Annotated in this window: 30 protein-coding genes; 22 read left to right on the top strand and 8 right to left on the bottom strand. The window is 70.1% G+C overall.

What is annotated here, in order from left to right:
- Positions 1-120: 120 nt before the first annotated feature.
- Positions 121-1,173 carry a lactonase family protein gene (locus U9983_RS07045; protein WP_322748258.1) on the bottom strand — a complete coding sequence of 351 codons (1,053 nt, stop codon included), beginning with the start codon at positions 1,171-1,173 and terminating at the stop codon, positions 121-123.
- Positions 1,174-1,531: 358 nt separating this feature from the next.
- On the opposite strand from U9983_RS07045, the gene U9983_RS07035 reads away from it, so the two are divergent.
- The 3 genes from U9983_RS07035 to U9983_RS07025 all read left to right on the top strand — a co-directional run bounded on the left by U9983_RS07035 (position 1,532) and on the right by U9983_RS07025 (position 4,225).
- Complete coding sequence (locus U9983_RS07035; protein WP_322753244.1) at positions 1,532-2,143, top strand: TetR/AcrR family transcriptional regulator; 612 nt, start codon at positions 1,532-1,534, stop codon at positions 2,141-2,143.
- A gap of 78 nt (positions 2,144-2,221) precedes the next feature.
- Positions 2,222-3,712, top strand: coding sequence for an MFS transporter (locus U9983_RS07030; RefSeq protein ID WP_322753243.1), 1,491 nt, complete (start codon positions 2,222-2,224; stop codon positions 3,710-3,712).
- A gap of 51 nt (positions 3,713-3,763) precedes the next feature.
- On the top strand, positions 3,764-4,225 hold the full coding sequence (locus U9983_RS07025) for an SRPBCC domain-containing protein (protein ID WP_322748261.1): 462 nt from the start codon (positions 3,764-3,766) through the stop codon (positions 4,223-4,225).
- 192 nt (positions 4,226-4,417) lie between these two features.
- Here the strand turns inward: U9983_RS07025 and U9983_RS07020 are convergent, their stop codons facing one another.
- Genes U9983_RS07020 through U9983_RS07005 form a run of 4 tightly spaced genes read right to left on the bottom strand, consistent with a single transcriptional unit; the run spans position 4,418 to position 6,951 of the window.
- Positions 4,418-5,155: a hypothetical protein gene (locus U9983_RS07020; protein ID WP_322753242.1), complete on the bottom strand. Its 738-nt coding sequence runs from the start codon at positions 5,153-5,155 to the stop codon at positions 4,418-4,420.
- Positions 5,152-5,532, bottom strand: a complete 381-nt coding sequence (locus U9983_RS07015) for a hypothetical protein (RefSeq protein WP_322753241.1) — start codon at positions 5,530-5,532, stop codon at positions 5,152-5,154. Before U9983_RS07015 ends, U9983_RS07020 begins: the two co-directional genes overlap by 4 nt.
- A gap of 43 nt (positions 5,533-5,575) precedes the next feature.
- Positions 5,576-6,499 (bottom strand): M48 family metalloprotease, encoded by a 924-nt coding sequence (locus U9983_RS07010; protein WP_322753240.1) that lies wholly within the window; start codon positions 6,497-6,499, stop codon positions 5,576-5,578.
- Positions 6,500-6,501: 2 nt separating this feature from the next.
- Positions 6,502-6,951 carry a BlaI/MecI/CopY family transcriptional regulator gene (locus U9983_RS07005; protein WP_322753239.1) on the bottom strand — a complete coding sequence of 150 codons (450 nt, stop codon included), beginning with the start codon at positions 6,949-6,951 and terminating at the stop codon, positions 6,502-6,504.
- A gap of 115 nt (positions 6,952-7,066) precedes the next feature.
- Between U9983_RS07005 and U9983_RS07000 the strand changes: the two genes are divergently transcribed.
- The 13 genes from U9983_RS07000 to U9983_RS06940 all read left to right on the top strand — a co-directional run bounded on the left by U9983_RS07000 (position 7,067) and on the right by U9983_RS06940 (position 16,641).
- Positions 7,067-7,501 (top strand): hypothetical protein, encoded by a 435-nt coding sequence (locus U9983_RS07000; protein WP_322753238.1) that lies wholly within the window; start codon positions 7,067-7,069, stop codon positions 7,499-7,501.
- Positions 7,498-8,553: an undecaprenyl-diphosphate phosphatase gene (locus tag U9983_RS06995; RefSeq protein ID WP_322753237.1), complete on the top strand. Its 1,056-nt coding sequence runs from the start codon at positions 7,498-7,500 to the stop codon at positions 8,551-8,553. The genes U9983_RS07000 and U9983_RS06995 overlap by 4 nt, the downstream gene beginning before the upstream one ends.
- A 181-nt stretch (positions 8,554-8,734) precedes the next feature.
- Positions 8,735-9,736 carry an ABC transporter ATP-binding protein gene (locus tag U9983_RS06990; protein WP_322753236.1) on the top strand — a complete coding sequence of 334 codons (1,002 nt, stop codon included), beginning with the start codon at positions 8,735-8,737 and terminating at the stop codon, positions 9,734-9,736.
- Complete coding sequence (locus tag U9983_RS06985) at positions 9,733-10,608, top strand: ABC transporter permease (protein WP_322753235.1); 876 nt, start codon at positions 9,733-9,735, stop codon at positions 10,606-10,608. Before U9983_RS06990 ends, U9983_RS06985 begins: the two co-directional genes overlap by 4 nt.
- Positions 10,609-10,613: 5 nt before the next feature.
- A complete protein-coding gene (locus U9983_RS06980) occupies positions 10,614-11,120 on the top strand; it encodes a hypothetical protein (RefSeq protein ID WP_322753234.1) in 507 nt (168 codons plus the stop codon).
- A gap of 338 nt (positions 11,121-11,458) precedes the next feature.
- Positions 11,459-11,836, top strand: coding sequence for a GntR family transcriptional regulator (locus U9983_RS06975; protein WP_322748270.1), 378 nt, complete (start codon positions 11,459-11,461; stop codon positions 11,834-11,836).
- Positions 11,833-12,726 (top strand): ABC transporter ATP-binding protein, encoded by an 894-nt coding sequence (locus tag U9983_RS06970; protein WP_322753233.1) that lies wholly within the window; start codon positions 11,833-11,835, stop codon positions 12,724-12,726. The genes U9983_RS06975 and U9983_RS06970 overlap by 4 nt, the downstream gene beginning before the upstream one ends.
- Complete coding sequence (locus tag U9983_RS06965; RefSeq protein WP_322753232.1) at positions 12,723-13,409, top strand: ABC transporter permease; 687 nt, start codon at positions 12,723-12,725, stop codon at positions 13,407-13,409. Before U9983_RS06970 ends, U9983_RS06965 begins: the two co-directional genes overlap by 4 nt.
- A gap of 541 nt (positions 13,410-13,950) precedes the next feature.
- Positions 13,951-14,703 (top strand): SDR family NAD(P)-dependent oxidoreductase, encoded by a 753-nt coding sequence (locus U9983_RS06960; RefSeq protein ID WP_322753231.1) that lies wholly within the window; start codon positions 13,951-13,953, stop codon positions 14,701-14,703.
- 250 nt (positions 14,704-14,953) lie between these two features.
- The gene (locus U9983_RS06955) at positions 14,954-15,157 is read left to right on the top strand and encodes a hypothetical protein (RefSeq protein WP_322753230.1); all 204 of its coding nucleotides are present in this window, start codon (positions 14,954-14,956) and stop codon (positions 15,155-15,157) included.
- Entirely contained in the window at positions 15,154-15,777 is a 624-nt protein-coding gene (locus U9983_RS06950) for a hypothetical protein (RefSeq protein WP_322753229.1), read from the top strand. Before U9983_RS06955 ends, U9983_RS06950 begins: the two co-directional genes overlap by 4 nt.
- A 394-nt stretch (positions 15,778-16,171) precedes the next feature.
- A complete protein-coding gene (locus U9983_RS06945; protein WP_322753228.1) occupies positions 16,172-16,402 on the top strand; it encodes a hypothetical protein in 231 nt (76 codons plus the stop codon).
- Positions 16,399-16,641: a hypothetical protein gene (locus U9983_RS06940; protein WP_416211299.1), complete on the top strand. Its 243-nt coding sequence runs from the start codon at positions 16,399-16,401 to the stop codon at positions 16,639-16,641. Before U9983_RS06945 ends, U9983_RS06940 begins: the two co-directional genes overlap by 4 nt.
- 17 nt (positions 16,642-16,658) lie before the next feature.
- Here U9983_RS06940 and U9983_RS06935 read toward each other — a convergent pair whose 3' ends face one another.
- Positions 16,659-19,121: a heavy metal translocating P-type ATPase gene (locus U9983_RS06935; RefSeq protein WP_416211300.1), complete on the bottom strand. Its 2,463-nt coding sequence runs from the start codon at positions 19,119-19,121 to the stop codon at positions 16,659-16,661.
- A gap of 222 nt (positions 19,122-19,343) precedes the next feature.
- On the bottom strand, positions 19,344-19,553 hold the full coding sequence (locus U9983_RS06930) for a DUF2933 domain-containing protein (protein ID WP_322748278.1): 210 nt from the start codon (positions 19,551-19,553) through the stop codon (positions 19,344-19,346).
- A 519-nt stretch (positions 19,554-20,072) separates the two neighbouring features.
- On the opposite strand from U9983_RS06930, the gene U9983_RS06925 reads away from it, so the two are divergent.
- The 6 genes from U9983_RS06925 to U9983_RS06900 all read left to right on the top strand — a co-directional run bounded on the left by U9983_RS06925 (position 20,073) and on the right by U9983_RS06900 (position 22,703).
- A complete protein-coding gene (locus U9983_RS06925) occupies positions 20,073-20,408 on the top strand; it encodes a cytochrome c biogenesis CcdA family protein (protein WP_322753226.1) in 336 nt (111 codons plus the stop codon).
- 92 nt (positions 20,409-20,500) lie between these two features.
- The gene (locus U9983_RS06920; protein ID WP_322753225.1) at positions 20,501-20,992 is read left to right on the top strand and encodes a BlaI/MecI/CopY family transcriptional regulator; all 492 of its coding nucleotides are present in this window, start codon (positions 20,501-20,503) and stop codon (positions 20,990-20,992) included.
- Positions 20,989-21,141 carry a hypothetical protein gene (locus U9983_RS06915; RefSeq protein ID WP_322753224.1) on the top strand — a complete coding sequence of 51 codons (153 nt, stop codon included), beginning with the start codon at positions 20,989-20,991 and terminating at the stop codon, positions 21,139-21,141. The genes U9983_RS06920 and U9983_RS06915 overlap by 4 nt, the downstream gene beginning before the upstream one ends.
- On the top strand, positions 21,141-21,476 hold the full coding sequence (locus U9983_RS06910) for a hypothetical protein (protein ID WP_322748281.1): 336 nt from the start codon (positions 21,141-21,143) through the stop codon (positions 21,474-21,476). Before U9983_RS06915 ends, U9983_RS06910 begins: the two co-directional genes overlap by 1 nt.
- On the top strand, positions 21,440-21,883 hold the full coding sequence (locus U9983_RS06905) for a DUF3105 domain-containing protein (RefSeq protein WP_322753246.1): 444 nt from the start codon (positions 21,440-21,442) through the stop codon (positions 21,881-21,883). Before U9983_RS06910 ends, U9983_RS06905 begins: the two co-directional genes overlap by 37 nt.
- A gap of 61 nt (positions 21,884-21,944) precedes the next feature.
- Positions 21,945-22,703, top strand: a complete 759-nt coding sequence (locus U9983_RS06900) for a class I SAM-dependent methyltransferase (RefSeq protein WP_322753223.1) — start codon at positions 21,945-21,947, stop codon at positions 22,701-22,703.
- Between the two features lie 327 nt (positions 22,704-23,030).
- On the opposite strand, the gene U9983_RS06895 is transcribed toward U9983_RS06900, so the two are convergent.
- A complete protein-coding gene (locus tag U9983_RS06895) occupies positions 23,031-23,732 on the bottom strand; it encodes a phosphate signaling complex PhoU family protein (protein ID WP_322753222.1) in 702 nt (233 codons plus the stop codon).
- Positions 23,733-23,757 lie beyond the last annotated feature (25 nt).

Below are 23,757 nucleotides of genomic sequence, written 5' to 3'. Positions count from 1 at the left end.
GCTCTGATCCGCGCAGCACACGGCCCCTGCGGCGTCAACCGGCCATGGCGGTACCGCAGGGCGGGAGGTGAAGATCCGCACGGAACAGGTCTCAATCACGCAACGCACTGAATTCTATGATCAACGTGCGGCCAGGCCGGCAACGGTCTGCGGAACGCCCTCGAACGCGCCGACCGGCGCGAGTCGACCATCCTGCCCCACCGCCCAGCCGAGAACCCGGCGGCCGTCGGTGTCGATCGCGTACAGGTAGCGGCCGTCGGAGGTGATGGCCTCGTCACGGATGCCCTTCGCATCCCTCCCGGTCGAACCCGCCACCGGTTCGAGGAGCGTGAGCCCTCCATCGTTGTCGACCTGATAGCTCGAGACCGTTCCATCACCGAAGTTCGTCACGTAGGCGAACCGCCCGTCCCTGGTCACGGCGGCCCAGCAGACCTCGCTACGGGTGTCGCCGACCGAACCACTCACCGCAGCGAGCCGGCCCGCGCCCGCCACGGCATACGAGGAAGCCGCCGCGGCACCGGCCTCACCACCGAAGGCCTCAGTCACGATCATCGAGCCCTGCGGGGTGAAATCGAAGCCGTAGGGAGTCCGCCCAGCGGCCGGGATCGTCGTGGGACCATCGGCATAGCCGCGCTCGTCGATCCGATAAGCGCTGATGCTGTTCGTCCCACGTTCGGTGACCACCAGCGTCCGGCCGTCCGGGCTGAAGGACACCTGGGCCGGATCCGCGTTGCCGGCGCTCAGGGACCTCGCCGAGCCCTCGAGCGGGGTCAGCCTCCCGTCCCGAAGGCGAAAACCACTGATGTTCGGCGTGCCGTTGTTGAGCACGTAGACGAGGTCGCCGTTCACCGCGACGCTCGTCGGCCTGGCACCACCGGAGGAGACACGATCGGAGAGCCGCAGCCTGTCGTCCTCCGCCATGAGCAGGGACAGGTCATCGCTGCCGGCGTTCGTGATCAGGAGCCACCGACCGTCGTCGCTGAGAACAACGGAACTCTGCGACGGCAGGTGCGGAGTTCCGGTTCCGCGGCCGCCGGTCTCGAAACGCCCCAACGGAGCAAGCATGCCGTCCGCGGAACGCCTGAAGGCGACAGCCTCGTTCCTGGCAACATCATTGGTCTGGACGTACACGGCAGCGCCCATCGCGCTCCGATTACCTACACGTTCAGTCATCGTTCTCCTTCGAGCTCATGGGCATCGAATTTCAGGTTCCCGATGAGCCCACATCTACCCGTACCCGGTGAGGCCACAAACCCGACGGCGGAGGAACGCGGTATCCATCGTGAAAAAGCCCAGGCCAGGACACCGGATACCGGTACCTGCAGAAACGTGCGCCACGATGCGTCCGCCCGTCGGGGCGCTGGATCATTCCGGCACGATGCAGGATCCGCCAGACCGTAACGACCCGACCGGATAGCCCAGCCCGACGGGCTCGCCCTGGATCCGGCGGTGACGCGAGGTGCGTACCCCAGCCCAGCCCCGCGACGCCGCGTCCCCTGTTGCCGGTCGCTCGTAGTCCAAAGTTGGTTAGATGAAGACGATGCCGAGCGAGCCGATGACCGCCCGCGGGCGCGCGAGTCGCGAGCGGATCGTCGCGCGCGTTGCGGACGTCGTCGCCGAGCACGGTGTGCGGGCGGTAAGTCTGGAGCAGGTGCTGGCCGCGGCCGGGGCGAGCAAGAGCCAGCTCTACCACTACTTCGGCGGCCGGGACCAGCTTATGGAGGCGGCGGTGGCATACCGGTGCGAGCAGGTCGTCGCGAGCCTGACGCAGGCGTTCGCCGCAGTGGCGACGATGGCGGACCTCGAGCGCGTGCTGGCGGGTTTCGTCGCCGCCTACGAGCAGGACCCGTCCGGATGCCCGATCGGGACGCTGGCCAGCGACGTCGCCGGACACCACGAGGGAGCCCGCGAACGGGTCGTCGACGCGTTCGCCGCGTGGGAACGGCTGTTCTCCGACGCGTTCGAGCGGATGCGGGCGGCGGGTGAGCTGCGGGCGGACGCCGCACCCGGCCAGCTCGCCACAGCCGTGCTGGCGGGTCTTGAAGGCGGCATGCTCCTGAGCGAAACCCGCCGCGACGGCACGTCGCTGCGGATCGCGGTGGACGCGGCGCTCACGTTCGCGCGCACGTTCGCCACGGTCTGACCGCCCACCGGACTGGACGGAATCGTCCAGTCCGGTCTAGCCTTCGCTGGACGATTCCGTCCAATCTGAAGGTGGTCGATGAGCGTCCCGTCCGATTCAGTCCTTGCCACCCGCCGCGGCGTACTCACGCTGGGGCTGCTGTGCACGGTCCAGTTCCTCGACATCGTCGACTCCTCGATCATGAACGTCGCGTTGCCGTCGATCCGCCGCGACCTGGGCTTCTCCCAGCAGAACCTGCAGTGGGTACTGTCCGGCTACGTCGTGACCTACGGCGGGTTCCTCCTGCTCGGCGGCCGAGCGGCGGACGTGCTCGGCCGCCGCCGCGTGCTGGTCGCGGGCACGACCGTGTTCGCGGTCTGTTCGCTGGCCGGCGGCCTCGCCACACACTCAGGGACGCTGATCGCAGCGCGGGTCGCCCAAGGCATCGGCGCGGCGCTGATGGCACCCGCCGGACTGTCGATCCTGACCACCACCTTCACCACCGGCCGTGACCGCACCCGGGCGCTCGGCGTGTGGGGCGCGATGAGCGGGCTGGGTGCCGCCGTCGGCGTGTTCCTCGGCGGCATGCTCTCGCAGGGGCCCGGCTGGCGGTGGGTGCTCTTCGTCAACATCCCCGTCTGCGTCCTCGTCGGCGCCGCCGCGTTCCGCCTCGTTTCGGCCGAACGGGCCCGCGGGCCGCGCGCCGGCTTCGATGCCGGCGGGGCGATCCTGGTCACCGGCGGGATGCTGCTGGGCCTCTACGCGCTGGTGAAAGCGCCCGACGCCGGCTGGGTCACCGCGCACACGATCGGCGAGCTGGCATGCGCGGCCGTGCTGCTCGCCGCCTTCGCCGCCAACGAACGCCGCGTCCGCGACCCGCTGTTCCCGTTCACCCTGTTCCGCGTCCCGGGGCTGGCGGCGGCGGACGCCACCCAGCTGCTCGCCTTCGCCGGCTTCCTGTCGATGTTCTTCTTCCTCACCCTCTACATGCAGAACGTGCTCGGCTACTCCCCGATCCGCGGCGGGGCCGCCTACCTGCCCGTGACCGCCGGCATCATGCTTGCCGCGGGAGTGTCGACCCAGCTCGTCGGCCGTCTCGGAACCCGGCCGATCATCACCGGCGGTGCGCTGATCGCCGCCGGTGGGATGTACTACCTGTCCCGCGCGCCGGTCCACGGCTCGTACCTCACCGACCTGCTACCCGGCCTTCTGATCATGTCGGTGGGGCTCGGTGCCGTGTTCGTCACCGTCACCACCGCCGCCAACGCCGGTGTCCCCGCCGACCAGGCCGGGCTCGCCGCCGGCCTGCTCAACACGTCCCTGCAACTCGGCTCCGCGCTCGGGCTCGCCGTCTTCTCCGCGCTCGCCACCGCCCGCACCCACCACCTGCTCGCCGGCCACACCGCCCCGCAGCAGGCGCTCGCGTCCGGTCTTGCGCGAGCGCTGCTCGCCGGCAGCCTGTCCGTTCTCGCCGCCGCCCTGATCGCCCTGCGTGCCCCCAACATCAGCCCACAAGACGCCCACCCCGCGCCCGCACCCGACGCCGGCACCCGACGCCTCCTGCGCCCCGCGGCCGAACCAGCCGAATAGGCCGCACCCGGACCTACCCGCCCGCTCGCACACCGACGACGAGGACCCGTCATGACCACGACCACCACCCCGACGACCCAGACCTACCGGGTCTTCATCCGCGCCACCCCGCAGCAGATCTGGGACGCGATAACCAAACCCGAATTCAGCCCCGGCTATCTTTTCGGCGCACTGGTCGAAACCACCGGGACAGTCGGCTCACCGTTCCGCTACCACTCGCCCGACCGTACCGCCCTCTGGGGCGACGAGACCGTCCTCGACGCCGACCCGCCACACCGCCTCGTCGTCGGCTACCGCGCGCTCTACGACCCCGATCTCGCCACCGAAGCCCCCAGCCGGGTCAGCTGGCACGTCGCCTCCGAAGAAAATCGAGTCAGCCTGCTCACCGTCACCCACGACCGTCTCGAGGGCGCCCCCAAGACCGCCGCGCGCGTCGCCGACACCGGATGGATGCGCGTCCTGTCCGGCCTCAAAACCCTGCTCGAAACCGGCGAACCGCTGAACGCCGGCTGACCTGCGGCCCCCTGGGGGTTCGCCGCACCGTCCACGCCGCGGGAATCCTGCCGCGGAGGCCACGGCTACGTGCGACCGAACACCCTCATACAAATAGATCTTCGCAGATTGATCGTCTGACCGGGCGCGAGGCGATGCTGCCCGTGCTCGTCGTCGATCGGCACGAGCGATCGGGGAAGGCCGAGCCTTCGGTCAGGGAGACGGCGTACCAGCCACGCGACGGCGGAGGTGCGCGGTGACGGTGAGGGCAACCATCGTGGTCAGGGCGATGAGCCCGGGGAGCGCGCCGTCACCGGCCGGCCAGTCCAGCCCGGCGCCGTCGGCGGCCCAGAACACTCCGAACGAGGTGGTCAGGACACCGACCACAAATGTGATCGTGTTTTCCGGGATGCGGGTCAGGGGCCGCACGACCGCCGCCCCGACGGCGGTCACGGTGAGCACGGCGCATCCGGCGGCGGCCGCGGTCAGCGGTGTGCGTCCGCTGGTGGCGCCGGTGGTGACGACGATGAGCGCGACCTCAAGGCCTTCCAGCAGGACGGCCTTGAACGCGAGAGTGAAACCGTAGCCATCGAGGTGACCACCGACGGGTCCGGCGTCGACGGCGGCGGCCTGGTAGCGGGTGAACACGGCCTGTTCGTCGCGCAACGGTTTGCTCCCGGCGGCACGCAGGACCGCTTTGCGTAGCCACCCGACGCCGACGGCGAGCAGCAGCACCCCGACGACCAGCCGGAGCGGAGCCAGTGGGACGCGGGCGAGCGCCGGTCCGGCCGCGGCGACCACGACCGCCAGGACCGCGGTCCCACCGGCGGTACCGAGCAACACCGGCCGCCAGCCGCGGCTGATCCCGACGGCCAGCACGATGGTGAACGCCTCCACCGCCTCGACCGTGCAGGCGAGGAACGTCGTGGCGAACAGGAGCGGGGCGTTCACCGGCCCGGCCCCGAAGGTGGCGTGTCCGGCCGGTCGGGATCGGCCGCCGCGGCGGGATCGGCCGCCGCGTTGGGATCGGCCGCCGCGTTGGGATCGGGATCGGCGGCCGGATCGTGCCGGGCGCGGTAGCGGTGCGCGGCGAACAGCCCGGCGGCGAACACCAGCAGCAGCCCGGTGGACGCCCAGCCGGCCGCCTTCTCAACCTTTGCGTAGGAGGCGCCGGCGGCGTAGCCGAGCAGGGTGAACCCGAGGAAAACCGCGGCCTCGGCAAAGGCGAGGACACCGACAAGAGCGTAGGCGGCCGGGCCGTGCAGGACCAGGAGATGCCCGAGCAGCCCCCCACCCGCCGCGGTGATCATGGTGATGGCGGCGGTCATCGCAGCCACCGGGCACACAGAACATGGATGAGGGGGGCCATGGTTAGTGGGGCCAGCCGTGCATGGCGAGTTCGAACAGCCGCTCAACCTCGCGGCCCGCCTCGACCGCACATACGGCGGCGATCAGGCCGAGGGCGGCCGGAACCACGGCCTGCCCCCACCGCGGCGGTGGGGGCAGGGCGAGGAGCGCGGCGACCCGGCGCGACACCGCATGCTCGTGGAACGCCAACGCCGAGGGCGCAGCCGCGTCGGTGTCGATGGTGGCCAGGGCGGCCCGCGCGAGCGCCACCGCGGCGAGACCACGGTCGGCGACCGCGGTGGCGGCGTCTTCATCGGCCCACCGCTCCAGGGTGTAGTCGCAGTCGGCGACCAGCGGCCACAGCAGCGGGTTCAGACCGGCCGCGAGACGAACCAGCAGCCGATAACCCAGATGGGCATGACGCAGATGGCAGTGTTCGTGCGCGAGTAGGACCCGCCGCTCCGCCGCGGTCAGGGCACGCAGCAGCGACGAGGTCACCACCACCCGGCCGGGTAGCCCCGGCACGGCGAGCGCCCGCGGCGCCGGATCGTCGACGACGACCAGACCGCCGCCGGTCGCCGGCGGACAGTGCCGGGCGGTGCGCAGCAGCCAGCCGACGTCCCGGCCGCAACGCAGCACCGAGACCATCATGGTGGCCGCGGCGACGACGACCAGAACCGTGGCAAGGGTAGCGATCATCGGGGACACCGGGTCGTGCGCGGCCAGGACCGGGCCAGACCAGTGCCCGAGCCGTCGCACCAGGGGAAACTGGCCGATCAGCGTCCAGGCCAGCAGGGCCAGATCCCACGCCCACCCGCAGCCGGCGGTGACCGCGGCGGCGGCCAGGACGGCCGCGGCCCGCCGTGGCGGGAGCCGCCGTGCGGCGGCCGGGGCCACGGTCGCGAGCAGCACCGAGGCGGCCAAAGCCAGGTAGACACTGATCCACATTGCTAGGCCCCGCCCCGCCCGCCGTCGGACCGGCCGGCGTGGTGCGGACCGGCGGCGGGCGGACCGGCGACGGGCAGGGTCTGGGCGGCCAGCAGGGATCGCAGGACCGCGCCTTCGGCGGGGCTGAGTTGTTCGACGAACCGCTGCAGCACCGCGGTCGGGGTCTCCCCCCGGGTCAGCAGGGTCTTCATCTGGCGGGCGGCGAGTTCCTCCCGCGCGGCCACCGCCCGCCAGGCGTAGCCACGGCCGGTCGGTATCCGTTCCGCCAGGCCCTTCTCCGCCAACCGGGTGAGGATTGTCGTCACCGTCGTATAGGCGAGATCGCCGCCGAGGGACTGCTGGATCGCGGCCGGGGTCACCGGCTCGTCGCTGGCCCACAGCGCGGCCAGGACCTCGCTTTCCAGCGCGCCCCGTGCCCGGCGGGCCCGCCGACTCTCACTCCGGTCGCCCATGCAACCCCCCGCCATCCCATATCTACGACGTCTCGTCGTAGCATACGACAACGTCGTAGTAGTCTACCGGAAGTAGTGGCTGCATCACGTTCAGCGCGCGCAGAGAGGGGACGGTGTGACCAGCGACGAGGACCGCGTCGAGACCGATGCACCCGGGCGTGCCCGCCGGCGGGATGACACACCCGCCGCCCGACCCCCCGGCCGCCCGTCATGGCGTGGACGGATGCGGTGGCCGCACCACCGGGACTCGGTGTGGTCGCTGGCCGCCGTGGTGTTCGTCGTCGTCTTCGTCGGTGTCGGTCTCCTCCTCGCCGGGCTCCACCTCGAACCCCACGCAGTCAACACCCCCGACTTCCCCCATGTCGGAGCCGCGCTCCTGGGCGCGGGAGTCGGCATCGTCGCCGCCGGCGGTCTCCTCGCCGTGCTCCTACGCCACCTCCGACGCGTGGACCCGACCACACGCCACCCCTGCGACACCCCCGGCACGGACACCCGCCGCGACGGGTCGACATCCCCCGCCCACACCGAAAGGAGACGAGAGAAACCGTGAGTGACCTCACCTACACCCAGTCGATTATCACCGGATTATTGCAAGGTGTGACCGAACTGTTCCCGGTGTCCAGCCTCGGGCATTCCGTGTTGGTCCCCGCGATGATCGGTGGAAGCTGGAAACACCTCGTCACCGAATCGGCGACCTCCACCAGCGAACAGTCGCCCTATCTGGCGTTCATCGTCGCGCTGCACGTCGCGACCGCCGTCGCGTTGCTTATCTTCTTCCGCTCCGACTGGGCCCGCATCATCCGCGCCCTGGTCCACACAGTCCGCACCCGCACTGTGACCACTGCGGACGAGCGACTAGCCTGGCTGATCATCATCGCCACGGTCCCGGTCGGACTCGCCGGCCTGGCGTTGGAACACACCTTCCGGACCCTGTTCGCCAAACCGCTGGCCGCCGCGCTGTTCCTCACCCTCAACGGCGTCATCCTCCTCGGCGGCGAGTCCCTGCGCCGCCGCAGCGAGGCACGAGCCCGCCAGACCCAGGACGTCCCGACCATCCCGCTCGCCGTCCGCGAACAGACCCGAACCCGCGTGACCCAGGACGCCCCGACCGTCCCGGTCGCCGTCCGCGGACAGACCATGGCCCCGGCCAACCGCCCGGTAGCCCACCACGCGGCGCCGTCGCACGGCGGCCTGGTCGTCGCCGAGCACCGCAGCCTCGACCGACTCGCCTACCGGGAAGCCGGCGTCATCGGCCTGTTCCAAACCCTCGCGCTGTTCGCCGGCATCTCCCGGTCCGGGATCACCATGGTCGGCGGGCTGCTGCGCGGCCTCGACCACGAGGACGCCGCCCGGTTCTCCTTCCTGCTCGCCACCCCCGTCATCCTCGCCGCCGGCGTCCTGAAACTCCCCGCCCTCGCCGGTGGCGCCGGCAGCCACATCCACGGCCAGGTCATCGTCGGGATGCTCGTCGCCGGCACCGCCGCCTACCTGTCCCTGCGGTTCCTCACCCACTACTTCCAGACCCGTACCCTCACCCCGTTCGCCGTCTACTGCCTCGTTGCCGGGGGCCTTGCCACCCTGCGTTTCACCATCGGCAGTTGACGGCGACCGGCACGGCCAGGGCGGTGATCCGACGCCGTGCTCCTCAACGGGGGAAACGCCGGCGGTCTCGCGGCCTGTCGCCGCTCTCCTCCTGCCCGTCCGGTGCCCGGACCTGGCCGCACGCCATCTGTCCCGCCGTGGCGACCCGCCGCGGCCAACCCACAAGAAAGAGAGAGGGCGTATGACGCCTGTCGTGCCAGCGGTGGAAGCCACCGGCCTGGTCAAACGTTTCGGTGGCCTCACCGCGGTCGCCGAGGTCGACCTGCGCGTGGACGTCGGCGAGGTCTACGGCATCCTCGGCCCCAACGGCGCCGGAAAGACCACATTCCTGCGGATGCTGTTCGGGCTCATCCGCCCCGACGCCGGCACCCTGCGGGTATTCGGCCGGACCTGGGCGCAGGCCGGCCCCCGCACCCTCGACGGGGTCGCGGGATTCATCGAAAGCCCCCGCTTCTACCCCTACCTGTCCGGCCGGCGCAACCTGACGCTGCTCGCCGGCCTCGACGCCGGTGATACCACCGACGCCGCCGGACGCATCGACAGCGTCCTCGACCTCGTCGACCTCGCCGGCCGGGCCGGCGACAAGGTCCGCGGCTACTCCTTCGGGATGCGCCAACGCCTCGGTGTCGCCGCCGCACTACTGCGCGACCCCCAGCTACTCGTCCTCGACGAACCCGCCAACGGCCTGGACCCCGCCGGGATCCGCGACATGCGCGCCCTGGTCAAACGCCTCGCCGCCGGCGGACTCACCGTGCTGCTGAGCAGCCACAACATGGACGAGGTCGAGGAGATCTGCGACAACGTCACCATCATGCGCACCGGCCGGGTCGCCTACCACGGCTCCATCACCGACCTACGCACCCAGGCCCCCGACCCGGCCCACCGACTGGCCACCAGTAACGACGACCATGCGCTGCGCCTCGCGGCCGCGCACCCCGGGGTAACCGTCGCCCCGCACCCCGCCGGCGGGCTTGCGCTGCACGCCCAACCCGACCAGGTCGACGCCTACACCATCGCGCTGGGCCAGGCCGCAATCGCGGTCCGCACCCTCACCCTCGAGGTCGCACCGCTGGAGTCGCTGTTCTTCCTCCTCACCGAAACCACCCCCGACCCCGACCCCGTGCCCGCTGCGCGCAGCGGCCGGGGCAGCGGCCCGGACGCCCTGACCGGAGCAGCCCGATGACCACCATCACCCCCGACGCGCCGACGACGACCGGCACCGACGGCCCGCCACGGACGCCCGGCCGGGTCGTGACCGTCTACCGCTGGGAGATCACCAAACTCGCCGCCCAGGCCCGCACCCGTGCGACCCTCGCCGTCTGCCTGGTCACACCGTTCGTCTTCGTCGTCCTGCTCAACCAGCAGGACCGGCTCCCCAAAGACACCCTCTACGGCCGATGGGTGCACACCAGCGGCTTCGCCACCCCGCTGCTCATCCTCGGGTTCGCCGCCCAGTGGGTGTTCCCGCTGCTGACCAGCCTGGTCGCCGGTGACATCTTCGCCAGCGAGGACCAGCACGGCACCTGGAAGACCATCCTGACCCGCTCCCACAGCCGCACCCAGATCTTCTGGGGCAAAACCCTGGCCGCAGCCACCTTCGCGACGCTCGTGCTCGCCGTACTCGCGGTCAGCGCCCTGGCCGCAGGCGTCCTGCTCGTCGGACACCAGCCGTTGGAAAGCCTGTCGGGCACCCTGCTGCCCGCCGGCCACGCCGCCGGACTGGTCCTCGCCGCATGGGCGACCGCGCTCCCGCCCCTACTCGGGTTCACCAGCATCGGGCTGATGCTTTCGGTGGTCACCCGCAGCAGTCCGGTCGGGATCGTCGGCCCGATCATCCTCGGGCTGGTCATGCAGCTCTACGCGTTCCTCAACGGCACCGACACCATCCGCCACCTGCTCCTGACCACCCCGTTCGACTCCTGGCACGGCCTGCTGGCCGCCAACCCCTACTACGGCCCGCTGTCCCAGGGCACGCTCGTCAGCCTCGCCTACATCGCGATCTGCCTGGGCGTCGCCTACACCGTGCTGCGCCGCCGCGACATCACCGGAGGCTGACCCCGATGCCACGACCCATCCTGCCCCACCTGCCGCTCGTTACCCGCCTGCCCCGGGCGGTCGCCGCCGCCGGTGTCACGGTTGCTCTCACCGCCGCACTGGCCGGCTGCGGCTCCCCCGACATCACCCGCCCCCGGCTGGAGGGCTCCATCAGCCCCGTCTTCGCCCACCTCTACGTCCAACAGCAGGCCCTGCTCGGCCATCCCGGCCTCACCCCGGCCGCGGTCGCAGCCGCGGCGACCTGTCACCGCGGCAGCCCCACCACGCCGGGCACGGCCGGCCCAGCCGTGGCCGATCAGGGTGCCGGCAGCGACTGGGCCTGCACAGTCACCTGGACCGACACGACCGGCACGGCCCAGAACGGCAAGTACGACGTCCAGGCCCGTTCCAACGGCTGCTACATGGCCAGCGGCCCCGCGAAACTCGTCGGCCCCCTCACCATCGCGACCGCCACCGGTACGAACGTCATCAATCCGGTCTTCGAGTTCGACGGCTGCTTCAACACCACCTGACAGCCCCTCCGGCACCGGTAGCGATCGCCCATCGCGGCGCACCGTCACACGATCGGCCAGGAGTCAACACCGCCACAACGGGCAGGATCGGATACAAGGTCCGACCTCATGCAAGGGCGACCAGGTCGGATCACGGCCCCCGGCCGTGCCACGCTCCGTCTCCCGGCCGAGGGCCGGCCCTCGCCCGACACCCCCGCAGGCGAGGCAACGCCCGCTCGTGGCGGGGGTCGCGGTCTGTGCCGATCGATCGTCCGCCCTTGACGGATCCCGCTTCCCCAGTACATTAGTTCAGTAACTAACCGACGAGCATAGGCATCGCCGGCCCCCGGGGAGTGGATGTGCTCGATGACGGGACACCGCTGTTCGCCCAGATCGCGCAGCGGCTGGCCGAGGAGATCGCCGAGGGTGCGCTCGCGGAGGGCGAACGGGTGCCGTCGACCAACGAACTGGCCGCCTACCACCGGATCAACCCGGCCACCGCGGCCAAGGGCATCAACCGACTGACCGACGACGGGCTGCTGGAGAAGCGTCGGGGGATCGGCATGTTCGTGGCGGCCGGCGCCCGCGAGCGACTGCTCGAGGAGCGCCGCAAGCGGTTCGCCGAGCGCTACGTGCAGCCGCTGGTCGCCGAGGCCCACCGGCTCGGGATCGACGCCGACGCGCTGGTGGCGCTGATCCAGGAAGCCATCCACGCCCAGGGAGGTATCACGCTGTGACGGCGACGATCTCGGTGACCGGCCTGACCCGCCGCTACCGCAACCACCTCGCCCTCCACGACGTCACGTTCGACATCGAAGGGCCGTCCATCACCGGGCTGCTGGGTCGCAACGGCGCAGGCAAGACCACCCTGTTGCGCATCGTCGCCGCCCAGGAGCGCCCCTCGGCCGGGCAGGTCCTGGTGCTGGGCGCCAGCCCGATCGAGAACGACGCCATCCTGCGCCGCATGGTGTTCGTTCGCGAAGATCAAGTCTTCCCCGACTTCACGGTCGGCCACGCCCTGAAGGTGGCGTCATGGTTCTATCCCAACTGGAGTGGTGAGCTGGCCGAGACGCTGACCGGCGAGTTCGACCTGCCGACCGACCGGGCGATCAAGCGGCTCTCCCGGGGGATGCGTTCGGCGCTGAGCATTGTGATCGGCCTGGCGGCACGGGCCGAGGTGACGCTGTTCGACGAGCCCTACGCCGGTCTCGACGCGGTCGCCCGCCAGCTGTTCTACGACCGGCTGCTCGTCGAATACGCCGAGCACCCCCGTACGGTGCTGCTGTCCACCCACCTGATCAACGAGGTCGCCGGGCTGCTGGAACGGGTGGTGATGATCGACCGAGGGCGGGTCATCCTCGACGCCGCCGCCGACGACATTCGCGGCGCGTTCACGACCGTGAGCGGCCCGACCACCGCGGTGGAGGAGCTCGTCGCCGGCCGCCCCACCTGGGACCGCCGCCAGATCGCCTCCCAGGAGTCTGTCGTCGTCGGGGCCCTCGATGACGGCGACCGGATTCGCGCCCGCGACCTGCACCTCAGCGTGGAATCCCTGTCGCTGCAGCAGGTGATGGTCCACGCCTCGGGCCGGGCCGCCGAGGAGCCGCAGGAGAGGACGAGCGCATGACCAGCTGGCTCACCGTCATCAACGTTGCCCGCTACCACCTCATCCAACGGGTCATCTACGTGGTGATGCCCTGGGCGATCCTGGCGTTCAGCTTCGCCGTCAACCTGGTCGTCGCCGCCGAGACCCCGGGCAACCACACCGGCGGGCTAGCCTCGATCTACACCTACATATTCCTCTGCGGGCTGCTCAGCACCTCCCGGTCGTTGCCGTTCGGACTCGCCCTCGGAGTCAGCCGGCGCTGCTACTACCTCGGGACCGCAGGCCTCGCTGTCGTCCTCGCCGCCGTCTACGGACTCGCTCTCACCGTGCTACAGGCCATCGAGCGGGCCACCGGCGGATGGGGCGTGACCCTGCACTTCTTCCGGGTGACCTACATCCTCGCCGGGCCGTGGTATCTCACCTGGCTGACCTCGTTCGTGGGCCTGGCGCTGCTGTTCGTCTACGGCATGTGGTTCGGTATCGTCTACCGCCGCTGGAACGTCACCGGCCTGGTCGCCTTCATCGCCGGCCAGATCACCGTGCTGCTCGCCGCCACACTCATCGCCACCTGGACCGATGCCTGGCCAGGCATCGGCCACTTCTTCAGCGCCCTGCGCGCCGCCGGGCTGACCGGCGTACTCGCCGCCCTCACGGCCACGCTCTTCGCCGGTGGACTCACCACGATCCGCCGGGCCACGGTCTGATCACACCGCCGCGCTGCACCTCCCAGGCCAACGGTGAAGCGGTCGTCAAATGCAGACAAGCCACCAGCTCTTCTTACTGAGGAAGAACTCGTAGGGTTACGACGGTTCGATCATCAAACCCCTACGGCAGTGGGGTTTCACAACATTACCGATGTAACTCCCCGCTTTCTTCCTCGATATTCCGTGGGTCGTTCTCCCCAGCCGTGGCGACGCATCCTCGTTCTGGTTCAGTCCGGCCTGCCCGAGTGTCTGCTCGACTTCGAGCAGGCGACGCAATACCTTGAGCCTGTGGGCCGCTCTTCGTTGGTAAAGGCTTTCTGTCGGTCGGCGATCCGGTCAGCCGGGGTTGGATCCGGACTCGCCGCAGGTAACGATTCTGCCATACCAAGACTAACCTGTGGCGGCCGCTGGTACGGTCACCGGATGTTTGCTTTGCCGAGATGAGGTTGCGTGCCGGGTAGGAGTACCGGACATACATGTCTACTCGATTGAGGAAACTGGTATGCGAGATGGCATCAACAGGAATCCTGGTGAGTAACCGATGACAGCGAAGTACGAGGTTCATCGGGCCCTGGTGACCGGTGCCGGAAGCGGAATGGGACAGCTCCTCGCCCTTCGTCTGGTCAGGCGCGGCATAGACCTGATTGCGGTCGATTGGGACGAAGCCGGCCTCAAGGTCTTCAAGGATGCCGGTCCTGGAAAAGTGACGACTCATACCGTCGATGTCACCGACGCGGACGCCGTGGCTGCTGTTGTGACCGCGCAGAGCCACGATCTGCTTGTGACTGCCGCTGGGATCGGGCACACGGGCAGGATCGTCGAGACTCCCGCGGCCGTGCACGCGAGGATCATGGCGGTGAATTACCAGGGCACGGTCAACACGGTGACAGCCGCGCTACCCGGGTATCTCGCGCAGGGGTCGGGCATGATCGTTCTTTTCTCGTCGATTCTCGGTTGGTTGCCGGTGCCGCAGCACGGTCCCTACGGCGCAACCAAGTCGGCGCTGATCATCTATGCCCAGACGTTGCGGCATGAACTTCGCGGGACTGGTGTAAAGGTCAGCTGTGTCTGTCCGCCGGCGGTGGCGACCCCGATGCTCGACGACATGCCCGCGGCGAAGGCGGTCTCACAGCGTACGATGATGACACCGATGGCCGCGGTCACCGCGATCGAACGTGGTCTCGACAGGAACCGTTTCTGGATCTTTCCAGGTGTCGCGGGGCCGGTGGCGCTTGGTCAGCGGCTGTTCCCCGGAGTGCTGCGAGTAGCAATCGGTGGCCTGATGGGCAGATAGCCGGGGGCCGCGCGAAGCGCGGTGACCAGCCGGGTGGCGAAGCCGGCCTGCACGCGAGGGTGATGTCGAAGGCAAGTGCCCATCATCCAGATCAGGTTGATCCGTTCGGCCCTGGTTCAGCGGTACGGAAATGGGGACGCTCTCCAACAAGAGGTGAACGACCATGCCATGGGCTGGGCGCGTCTTCTTTCAGGAGGGTGATAGCGATGATGTGGGGCTGGGGTGGGGTGCCTGGCTTATGATGTCCGTGATGACGGCCCTGTTCTGGGGCCTGATCATCGCTGGTGTCGTCACGCTCGTTCGCTATGTGGGCGGCGGTCATACCGCCGGCCACCCGGGTACCGGCAGCGGACAGGCCGATGCCGAGCATGTGCTGACCGAGCGGTTCGCCCGCGGGGAGATCGACGAGGACGAGTACAAGCGGCGGTCTGACCTGCTGCGCACAGGCCGGTGAATCCGGTACGCGGGGGTCAGAAGGCTCGGCTGGCCGTGGCCGGGGCCGTGGCGGCCACACTCGTTCTGGCTGCCGCCTCGGCGGTGGCGCTCGCCGCGATGGGCGGATCCTTCCGCAGCCCGCCACCCGTGGCGGCCCCGTGCGGTACACCCCCGCTGGCCGGCACGGTCGTGAACGTGACCTTGGCCGACAGGGGCGGGGGCGGGGGCGGGGGCGGGGGCGGGGGCATGATGAGCGGGCGTTACGGACCGGGTCCGATGATGGGCGGCCCGGGAGGCATGGACCTGATGCGTGTGATTGCCAACGTCGGTGTCGTACCGGCGGGGACGGTGTCGCTGCGGGCACTCAACGCGGGGAGACGGATCCACGAGCTGATGGTGCTTCCGCTGCCGGCCGGCCAGGTGGTCGGGCAACGCCCGGTCGACGGCGATGGTCGCATCGACGAGGCGGGCAGCCTGGGTGAGGCGTCGCGCAGCTGTGGGGCCGGGTCCGGCGACGGAATCACCGCCGGTTCGACGGGCTGGACGACGCTGACGCTGTCTCCTGGCCGCTACGAATTCGTGTGCAACCTGCCCTTCCACTATGCGGCTGGCATGTACACCGAGCTTGACGCCCGTTGACACCACGGCGGGCCAGTCCCGGCCTGGAGGAACAGCGGTAGCGCGCTGGTCGGCGAGATCCGCCGGGTGCTGCGCGGCGGCGGACTGTTCGTCGTCACCGGCCAGCACACCGGCGGTGCCATGACCGTGCTGGCGTCCCGCACGGTGACGACATGCGGGAGAGCCATCCGAGCGCCGGACCGGCTCCCGAGGTATCGCCAAGTCACCACCAACCTGATTACTATTCTAGATAGTACGAACAAGGCTCGTATGATTGCCACGGGAAGAACGGCGGCGGCACCACGCCTTCGCCCGGCTGCCCGCCCCACCGCATCGTTGCGCCATCGGACCCGAATCACCCGACACGCCTGCTCGACCCCACTGATCGACCCCACTGATCGACCCGCCAGGAGAAATGGACGCGGTGCTCTACGCCCTGCCGGCGCTGGCCTGCCCAGTCGGGATGGGCGCAATGATGTGGCTGATGATGCGCGGCAAGAGCAACCGGCCCAGCCAGACCCCCCTGGCAGGTACCGGGCAGGCCGATCCGCGGGAGACCGAACTCGCCGCGCTGCGGGAGGAAATCCAGCACCTGCGCGGCACGCAGCGTCCGGTTCCCGCGGGCAGCAAGCAGCAGCCCCGATGACGGGGGTGCCGCCCAGCCAACCACCGCCGCACGAGCGGACCACCCGCAACGTGTCAAACGCGGCGAGTTCCAAGCCGTCCACGCAGGCGGCCCTGCGACGCAACCTGAACAAGGTTTTCCTGGACCACTGGTCGTTCCTGATCGGTGAGATCGTGCTGGAGAGCTGCATCATCCGGGTCCTGACCAGGATCTACCTGACCCTGAGCTTCGATGTCACCGCGGGTAAGACCCGGTGGTAGCGCGACCGCCGGGGTGCTCACTGCGCGAGAGACGGCGTGGGTGCCGGCCGGACGTCCGGCTCTTTCGGCTCCTCCGCTGGCGTGGCGAGGGAGCGGGGTAGCCGCAGCCGCTTGAGCAGGAGTGCATTGACGGCGACCAGGAAGCTGGACCCGGACATGGCCAGGGCCGCGATCTCAGGACGCAGCACCAATCCGAATGCGGGTTCGAACGCTCCCGCCGCGATCGGCAGGGCGATGGTGTTGTAGCCGACGGCCCAACCGAGGTTCTGGCGCATCTTGCGTAGCGTGCCGCGGCCGATGAGCAGCGCGGCCGGCACGTCGAGCGGCTCGGAGCGCATCAGCACCACGTCGGCGGTCTCGATCGCCACGTCGGTGCCGGCACCGATGGCGATACCGAGGTCGGCCTGGGCCAGCGCCGGAGCGTCGTTGACACCGTCGCCGACCATGGCGACCCGACGGCCGTCGCGCTGCAGCCCGGCGACCTTCGCGGCCTTGTCGCCGGGCAGCACCTCGGCGATGACCGTGTCGATGCCGAGCTCGCCGGCGATCCGCTCGGCGGTGGCCCGGTTGTCACCGGTGAGCATGATCACATCGATACCGGCGTCGTGCAGCGCCCGCACCGCCGCGGCAGCCGTCGGCCGCGGCGCGTCGGCGATGCCGATGATCCCGGCCAGTTGGCCGTCGACCGCGACGCCCACCGCGGTCCGGCCGCCCGCCGCCAGTTCGTCCCACCGCCCATCACGGTTACCCTGTGGGACTCCTTCCTGTTCGATCAGCCGGCGGTTGCCGACCGCAACCCGCCGCCCGTCGACGGTGGCGACCGCCCCGCGCCCGGCGTGGCTCGCGAACGCCTCCGCCCGGGCCGCCGGTACCCCACGTCCGTCGGCATGCCGGACGACCGCCGCGGCGAGTGGATGCTCGGACTCCCGTTCGACCGCGGCCACCAGCCGCAGCAGCTCCTCCTCGACCAGACCGTCGACGCTGCCGTCCACGAGGATCGCGGTCACCTCCGGTTCGCCCTTGGTCAGGGTGCCGGTCTTGTCCAGGACGACCGCGTCGATCCGGGCTGAGGTCTCCAACGCGGTCGCGTTCTTGAACAGGATGCCGCGTTTCGCACCGAGACCGGTCCCCACCATGATTGCCGTAGGGGTGGCGAGTCCCAACGCGTCCGGGCAGGTGATGACGACCACCGTGATCGCGAACAGGACTGCCTCCGTGGCGGGACGGCCGGTCCCCAGCAGCCAGACGAGCAGTGTGCCGAGCCCGCCCAGCAGCGCGACGAGCACCAGCCAGAACGCCGCCCGGTCGGCCAGCCGCTGACCGGGCGCCCTGCTGTTCTGCGCCTCCTGAACGAGCGCGACGATCTGCGCCAGTGCCGTGTCCGCCCCGACCTTGGTGGCCCGGACCCGCAGGGTGCCGCTGGTGTTGATGGTCGCGCCGATCACCTCCGCGCCGACGGTCTTGTGCACCGGCAGGCTCTCGCCGGTCACCATCGACTCGTCCACGTCGGACTCGCCCGCCTCGACCACCCCGTCGACGGCGATCCTGCCACCGGGGCGGACGAGCAGCAGGTCACCGACGGCCACCTCGGCGGTCGGCACCTCGACCGGTTCGCCGTCCCGCACCACCAGCGCCGTCTCCGGCGCGAGCTCGAGCAGAGTGCGGATCGCGTCGGTGGCTCCGCCGCGGGCGCGCAGCTCGAACCAGTGCCCCAGCAGCACGAACGCGGCGAGCACGGTCGCCGCCTCGTAGAAGACGTCCCCGCCGCCGGTGAGCGTGACAACGAGGGAGTATGCCCAGCCGATGCCGACAGCGACCGCGACCAGCACCATCATGTCCAGCGTCCGTGCGCGCAGGGCCCGTACCGCCCCGTCGAAGAAGATCCACGACGCCCAGAAGATCACAGGCAGGCTGAGGATCAGCTGAAACACGTCGTCGCGCAACCCGAACGGCGCGGCCACGTCGAAGCCCAGGACGTCACGGCCGATCGCCGACCAGAGCAGGATCGGGATCGAGAAGAGCGCCGCGACCAGGAAACGATTGCGCATGTCGGCGACCATCGCCGCCATCGACATCCCCGCATGCCCACCATGCCCCACGGCCTCAGCCTCAGCCTCAGCCTCAGCCTCGGCCTCGGCCTGCGAGGTCACCGCTCCCTCGGCCGCGGCTGGGGCGAGGTGCCCGGCCGTGGCCGTGTCCGCGGCATGGTCAGGGTGATCCGCATCCGCCGGATGCGGCATGGGAGCTCGGTGCGGCTCGGCGAGCGGGTCACAGACATGGTCGGGCACGGACTGGCCCCGGCAATGCAGGCCGCAGTCGCGAACCCAACCGGCCAGTTCCGCTACGGACGTCCGCATCGGGTCGAACCGTACGGTCGCGGTCTGGGAGACCGGGTTCGCCGCCACCTCGTGCACCCCGGGGCGGCGGCCCAGCACTGCCTCCACCCGCGCCTTCTCGGTCGCCCAGTACAGGCCCGACATCTGGAGAACCGCGGTCGCCAGACCCTCTCCTCCATCGATCGCCTCGCGGCCGGCGGGGACCCCGCGGTAGGCGGAGACGTCCATCACACCCCTCCTTGTGCCCCAGCGTCCTATGGCCGTGCTGTTCGGGCGAGTGGCGGGTAACCCCCGGGATGCTGGCCGGGTCCACTGTGATTGCCATGCACGCCGTGTCCGCCATGCATGAAGAGCATCAGTTGGGCCTTACCGTTGGGGGCGCGCGGAGTTGCTTTCCTTCTCGTGATGGTGGTCATCGCCTCCCATCCCGCCCATCATGAAAAACATCATCAGTGGGCAGCCGGCGAGGAGTAGAAGAGTGAACAGCGCCGTGGCCGGCAGCAGCCCGGTGATGACGAGGCCTCCGATGATGATTGAAGCGGCCAGGGCGTAGACGGGCACATTTTTCTTCATCATCAGCGGCCTCCCTTGTCGGGCGTTGCAACGTCAGTCTTTCCCTGCATACCCCCTGGAAGCAGGGAACGCGGCAGCGCGTAGGGAGGCCGATGTGCATGGCAACGGAGTGCCGAAAGACCTGCCATGCCGCGTCTGCAGCTGCCTCCACCGTGGACGACGGGTGTGGTTTTGCAGCGGGCCGGAACCCGACGGCCACCCCCTGTGCGTGGGTCCGGTTGTACGCCGTGACCAGCCCGGGGGTTTCGACGCGGCACGGCGCGTACCACGGACGCCCACACGTTGATGACCACGATCTGGCCGCGCAGCGCGGCGAGGTCGACAGCGTCGTGGTTCGCGCACCCGGCGAGAACGGCACGTCCGATCGCGGACACCACGGGGACGCGCCGTAGACGCATCTCTCTACTATGCCGGATAGTGGCTGTGGCTTCTACGACCGGTCGAAGTGGCTGTAGAAGCCGACGACGCGCGGCGACGGCCCTGGGGCCGGTGTGGGAGGTGGGCTGATGCTGCTGGCGGCGGGTGGCGAGGTGGTGGCGTCGCAGCCGGACGCTGGTCGGCGGTGTGCTGTTCGTCCTGGGTTTCTCCGCGGTCTTCGTCAGCTACGGAGCCGCGTTCGGCGGGGCGGGCCGGGTTCTGCTGATCCACCAGCAGGTGATCACCCGGGTACTCGGCGGTCTGACGATCCTGCTCGGGTTGATGTTCGCCGGCCTGCTGGAACGGCTGCCGTGGACGGGCCGCAGCCTCCGGGTGCACTACCGGCCGGCGGCGGGGCTGGCCGGTGCACCGTTGCTGGGGGTGCTGTTCGGGATCGTCTGGATGCAGGGTCTGATCAGCGGGTACCGGACACCGTTGTAGGCCAGCCGGGAACGGGTTGTCGTGCGCCGTGGAGGTGGCGGTCCGGGTTATCCACCCTCGCCGCCCCGATGGTCTACGATCGACGTTCGTAGATGAATGGGTACTTCTTCCGGGTGTGGACGTGGGCCGCGTCAGCCGGGGCAGGGCGCCAGGTGGGACGTGTGGAGGCGGCAGGCGTGCGGGGACTGGGTGAGCTGGAGGCCGTGGTCATGGACAGGCTCTGGTCGGCGAGCCAGCCGCAGACGGTCCGCGCGGTGTATGAGGAACTGCTGGTGCACCGCCGGATCGCCTACACGACGGTGATGACGGTGATGGACAACCTGCGCCGCAAGGGCTGGCTGCGTCGAAGCCTCGACGGTCGGGCCTACCTGTACGAGCCGGTACGTTCGCGGGAGGTCCACAGCGCCGAGGTGATGGGGGAGGCGCTCGCCGACAGTACCGACCGGGCGGTGACGCTGATGCACTTCGTCGAGCACATGTCGCCGGCCGAGGCACGGCTGCTGCGGGACGCTCTCGCGCAGCCCGGCCGGTCCGGCCGGGGCCAGACGCCTGGGCGTGGGCGTGCGGTGGGAGGAGCGGCGTGAAGGTCGCGGTGACGCTGCTGGCCTACGCGGCGCTACTCGCCACGGCCGCGCCCCGGCTGCTCCGGCGCGCGTCCTGGCCGGACCGGGCGCGCCGCGCCCATGCCCGCAAGCTCGCGATCCTGGCGCGCGGACGCGGCACGTCCGTGTAATGGTCGCCGCCTGCCTGGTGGCAGCCCTGGGCGCGGCCGGTTGCGGTGCGGGTGGCTCCGGCTCGTCGGGCGGGCCGGCGGACCTGCCGGCGGCGGCGGTGACGGTGGGGTTGGGCGGGGCGAGCAGCGGTCCGATCGCCGTCACCGATGCGACAGTCGTGCCCGGCCCGTCGGGATCGCCGGCCCGTGCTTACCTCACGATCCGCAACGCCGCCGCGGCGGCCGACACCCTGACGGCGGTCAGCAGCAACGTGAGCACCACCGCCCGCCTCGAACATGGCGGGAGCCCTGACGGCGGATCGACGCGTGCCGCGGTGCCGGTGCCGGCGGCCTGACCAACCCGCACACCGACCAGCCGGTCCGCTACCCGCAGACCCCACCCGCCGGCGGCCCCCACGACCCGGTATGGCTCAACTGCGGGATCTACAACCAGCCCGTCCGCAACGAAAACGCGGTCCACTCCCTCGAACACGGCGCCGTCTGGATCACCTATCAGCCCGACCTGGCCGCTGACCAGGTCGCCGCCCTGCGGCGGATCGTCGGCACCAACGCCATGGAGATCCTCAGCCCCTATCCGGGTATTCCGTCGCCGATCGTCGTCTCCGCCTGGGCCCGCCAGCTCCAACTGACCAGCGCTGAGGACCCCCGCCTGGCCCAGTTCCTCCGCGCCTTGCGCAACGGCGCCCAAGCACCCGAACCCGCAGGGCCGTGCACCGGCGGAACCGGCACCCCGACCGGGTGACTCCGTACGTTCGACGTTCCCACCCAGTAACCGTCCCCCGCCGGGCAAAGGACGTGATCGAATGCCGGAAACACCGCACCCTGGCAATACCGAACGCCTGCGCCGCTACTGGGACAGGCACGCACACACCTACGACCGGGAAATGGCCTTCTTCGAGCGAGTCCTCTTCGGCGACGGCCGTGCCTGGGTCTGCACACAGGCCACCGGCGACGTGCTCGAGGTCGCGATCGGCACCGGCCGCAACCTCGCCTACTATCCAGACACCGTCACACTCACAGGAATCGACCTCAGCCCGGCGATGCTGGACATCGCCAGGCAGCGAGCGCAGGACCTCGACCGTACCGTCGACATCCACGTCGGCGACGCTCAGGCATTGGACCTGCCCGACGCCTCCTTCGACACCGTGGTATGCACCCTGTCCCTGTGCGCCATCCCCGACATCCACCGGGCCGTCGCCGAGATGAAGCGGGTGCTGCGTCCCGGCGGCCGGCTGCTGCTCCTGGACCATGTGGCCGGCTCGCCGTGGCATGTACGAGCAGCCCAGCGACTACTCGAAACAATCACCATTCGGATTGGCGGCGAACACCTACGCCGACGTCCCCTGCTACAGGCGCAAACCGAAGGCTTCACGATCGAACGGCAGGAACGCTACAAACTCGGCATCGTCGAACGGCTCGTGGCCCGCAAGCCGCCCACGTCCGTCACCCAGTCATCTGACGCCACGGCAACAGCTGAGACGGTCGCAGAGACGGCACGAGGGCTGGCGTTGCCACCCTCTCCCCCACCGCGAGACCGAGGGGCCTGGTGCTCCCGCTCGTAGGTCGCCTTGGGATCGTCAGTGCCGAGCGGACCCGGAGAGGCGGTAACGCTGTGGCCATCGCCTCCGCGGACATCCCCGTGATCCAGGCGCGTGTGCGCGTCGGAGCCTCGGCGGGAAGATCCGCAGCGGCGGCGTTCGCGAGCGCGAGTCCGGCGCGGGCATGGCCCAGTTCCAGGGCCTGGACTGCCATGGACCGCAGCACGGTAGCCCGCATCAGCGGGTCCTCGGCTTCGTCCGCGAACCGTACCGCCTGCACGTAGTACCGCTGTGCGAGGCCAGCTTTACCGAGTGTCCACTAAAGCGGGTACGGTCCAATCGCCGTGGAGCCTACCGGGGGTGGATTCCCACCTGGGGGGACAGCAAGAGGCCATCGGGCAGGGGCGGGAGCCGGTGCAGACGGGTGAGGCGGCGGGCGGCGGTGGCGGCCTGGTCTGCGTAGCGCTCGTAGTAACGCGACAGCAGGGTGAGGTCCACGGCCCGTTGGACGCCGTGGGGCCAGTCGGGGTCGGTGACGGTGGTCATCAGCTGGCGGTGGATGCGGTCGATGGGGTCGTCGCCGGCGACGACGCATCCGGCGGCGGCGACCGGGTCGTCGGCGCGCAGCGCGTCGGCGAGGCGGTGGGCCTGGTCGGCGCACAGCCGGCCGAGGCCGGTGAGGGTGGGTCGCAGGCCGGCGGGGACCGTCACGGTGGGGGCGCGGAGATCGGCGATGGCGGCGATGTGGTCGGCGAGTTCTCCCATCCGCTGTACCGCCATGGTGATCCGCAGGCTGGCCATGACCAGATGCAGGTCGCCGGCGACCGGGCTTTGGCGGGCCAGCAGGACGACCAGGTCGTCGTCCAATGTCTGGCAGGCGGCGCGCAGCCCGACGGTGGCGGTGTGCACGCCGGCGGTGGCGGCCCGTGCGGTCACCGCGACGGTCGCCTCAGTGAGGATCTGACTGGTCTGGTCGGCGAGCGTGGCGAGCAGGAGACGGAGCCGGTGGAGGTCCGCGGTGTACTCGAAGCGGTGCGGTCCGGGCGTGTCCATGCCTCCTATTGTCCGCGGTGTGTCC

This window comes from Protofrankia sp. Cas3 (assembly GCF_963555955.1).
GTDB lineage: Bacteria > Actinomycetota > Actinomycetes > Frankiales > Frankiaceae > Protofrankia.
Note: the sequence above shows the minus strand (reverse complement) of the source record. Positions and strands in the feature narration are given on the sequence as shown.

Excerpts from the sequence above, each read along its gene's own strand:
- U9983_RS06900 (WP_322753223.1), top strand. The coding sequence starts at position 21,945 with ATGCCGGAAACACCGCACCCTGGCAATACCGAACGCCTGCGCCGCTAC.
- U9983_RS07015 (WP_322753241.1), bottom strand. The coding sequence starts at position 5,532 with ATGACCGCCGCCATCACCATGATCACCGCGGCGGGTGGGGGGCTGCTC.
- U9983_RS06980 (WP_322753234.1), top strand. The coding sequence starts at position 10,614 with ATGCCACGACCCATCCTGCCCCACCTGCCGCTCGTTACCCGCCTGCCC.
- U9983_RS07010 (WP_322753240.1), bottom strand. The coding sequence starts at position 6,499 with ATGTGGATCAGTGTCTACCTGGCTTTGGCCGCCTCGGTGCTGCTCGCG.
- U9983_RS07030 (WP_322753243.1), top strand. The coding sequence starts at position 2,222 with ATGAGCGTCCCGTCCGATTCAGTCCTTGCCACCCGCCGCGGCGTACTC.
- U9983_RS06940 (WP_416211299.1), top strand. The coding sequence starts at position 16,399 with ATGACGGGGGTGCCGCCCAGCCAACCACCGCCGCACGAGCGGACCACC.
- U9983_RS06935 (WP_416211300.1), bottom strand. The coding sequence starts at position 19,121 with ATGTCGGGCCTGTACTGGGCGACCGAGAAGGCGCGGGTGGAGGCAGTG.
- U9983_RS06895 (WP_322753222.1), bottom strand. The coding sequence starts at position 23,732 with ATGGACACGCCCGGACCGCACCGCTTCGAGTACACCGCGGACCTCCAC.
- U9983_RS06920 (WP_322753225.1), top strand. The coding sequence starts at position 20,501 with ATGAATGGGTACTTCTTCCGGGTGTGGACGTGGGCCGCGTCAGCCGGG.
- U9983_RS06960 (WP_322753231.1), top strand. The coding sequence starts at position 13,951 with ATGACAGCGAAGTACGAGGTTCATCGGGCCCTGGTGACCGGTGCCGGA.
- U9983_RS07025 (WP_322748261.1), top strand. The coding sequence starts at position 3,764 with ATGACCACGACCACCACCCCGACGACCCAGACCTACCGGGTCTTCATC.
- U9983_RS07045 (WP_322748258.1), bottom strand. The coding sequence starts at position 1,173 with ATGACTGAACGTGTAGGTAATCGGAGCGCGATGGGCGCTGCCGTGTAC.
- U9983_RS06955 (WP_322753230.1), top strand. The coding sequence starts at position 14,954 with ATGACGGCCCTGTTCTGGGGCCTGATCATCGCTGGTGTCGTCACGCTC.
- U9983_RS06965 (WP_322753232.1), top strand. The coding sequence starts at position 12,723 with ATGACCAGCTGGCTCACCGTCATCAACGTTGCCCGCTACCACCTCATC.
- U9983_RS06985 (WP_322753235.1), top strand. The coding sequence starts at position 9,733 with ATGACCACCATCACCCCCGACGCGCCGACGACGACCGGCACCGACGGC.
- U9983_RS07005 (WP_322753239.1), bottom strand. The coding sequence starts at position 6,951 with ATGGGCGACCGGAGTGAGAGTCGGCGGGCCCGCCGGGCACGGGGCGCG.
- U9983_RS06990 (WP_322753236.1), top strand. The coding sequence starts at position 8,735 with ATGACGCCTGTCGTGCCAGCGGTGGAAGCCACCGGCCTGGTCAAACGT.
- U9983_RS06910 (WP_322748281.1), top strand. The coding sequence starts at position 21,141 with ATGGTCGCCGCCTGCCTGGTGGCAGCCCTGGGCGCGGCCGGTTGCGGT.
- U9983_RS06945 (WP_322753228.1), top strand. The coding sequence starts at position 16,172 with ATGGACGCGGTGCTCTACGCCCTGCCGGCGCTGGCCTGCCCAGTCGGG.
- U9983_RS07035 (WP_322753244.1), top strand. The coding sequence starts at position 1,532 with ATGAAGACGATGCCGAGCGAGCCGATGACCGCCCGCGGGCGCGCGAGT.
- U9983_RS06930 (WP_322748278.1), bottom strand. The coding sequence starts at position 19,553 with ATGATGAAGAAAAATGTGCCCGTCTACGCCCTGGCCGCTTCAATCATC.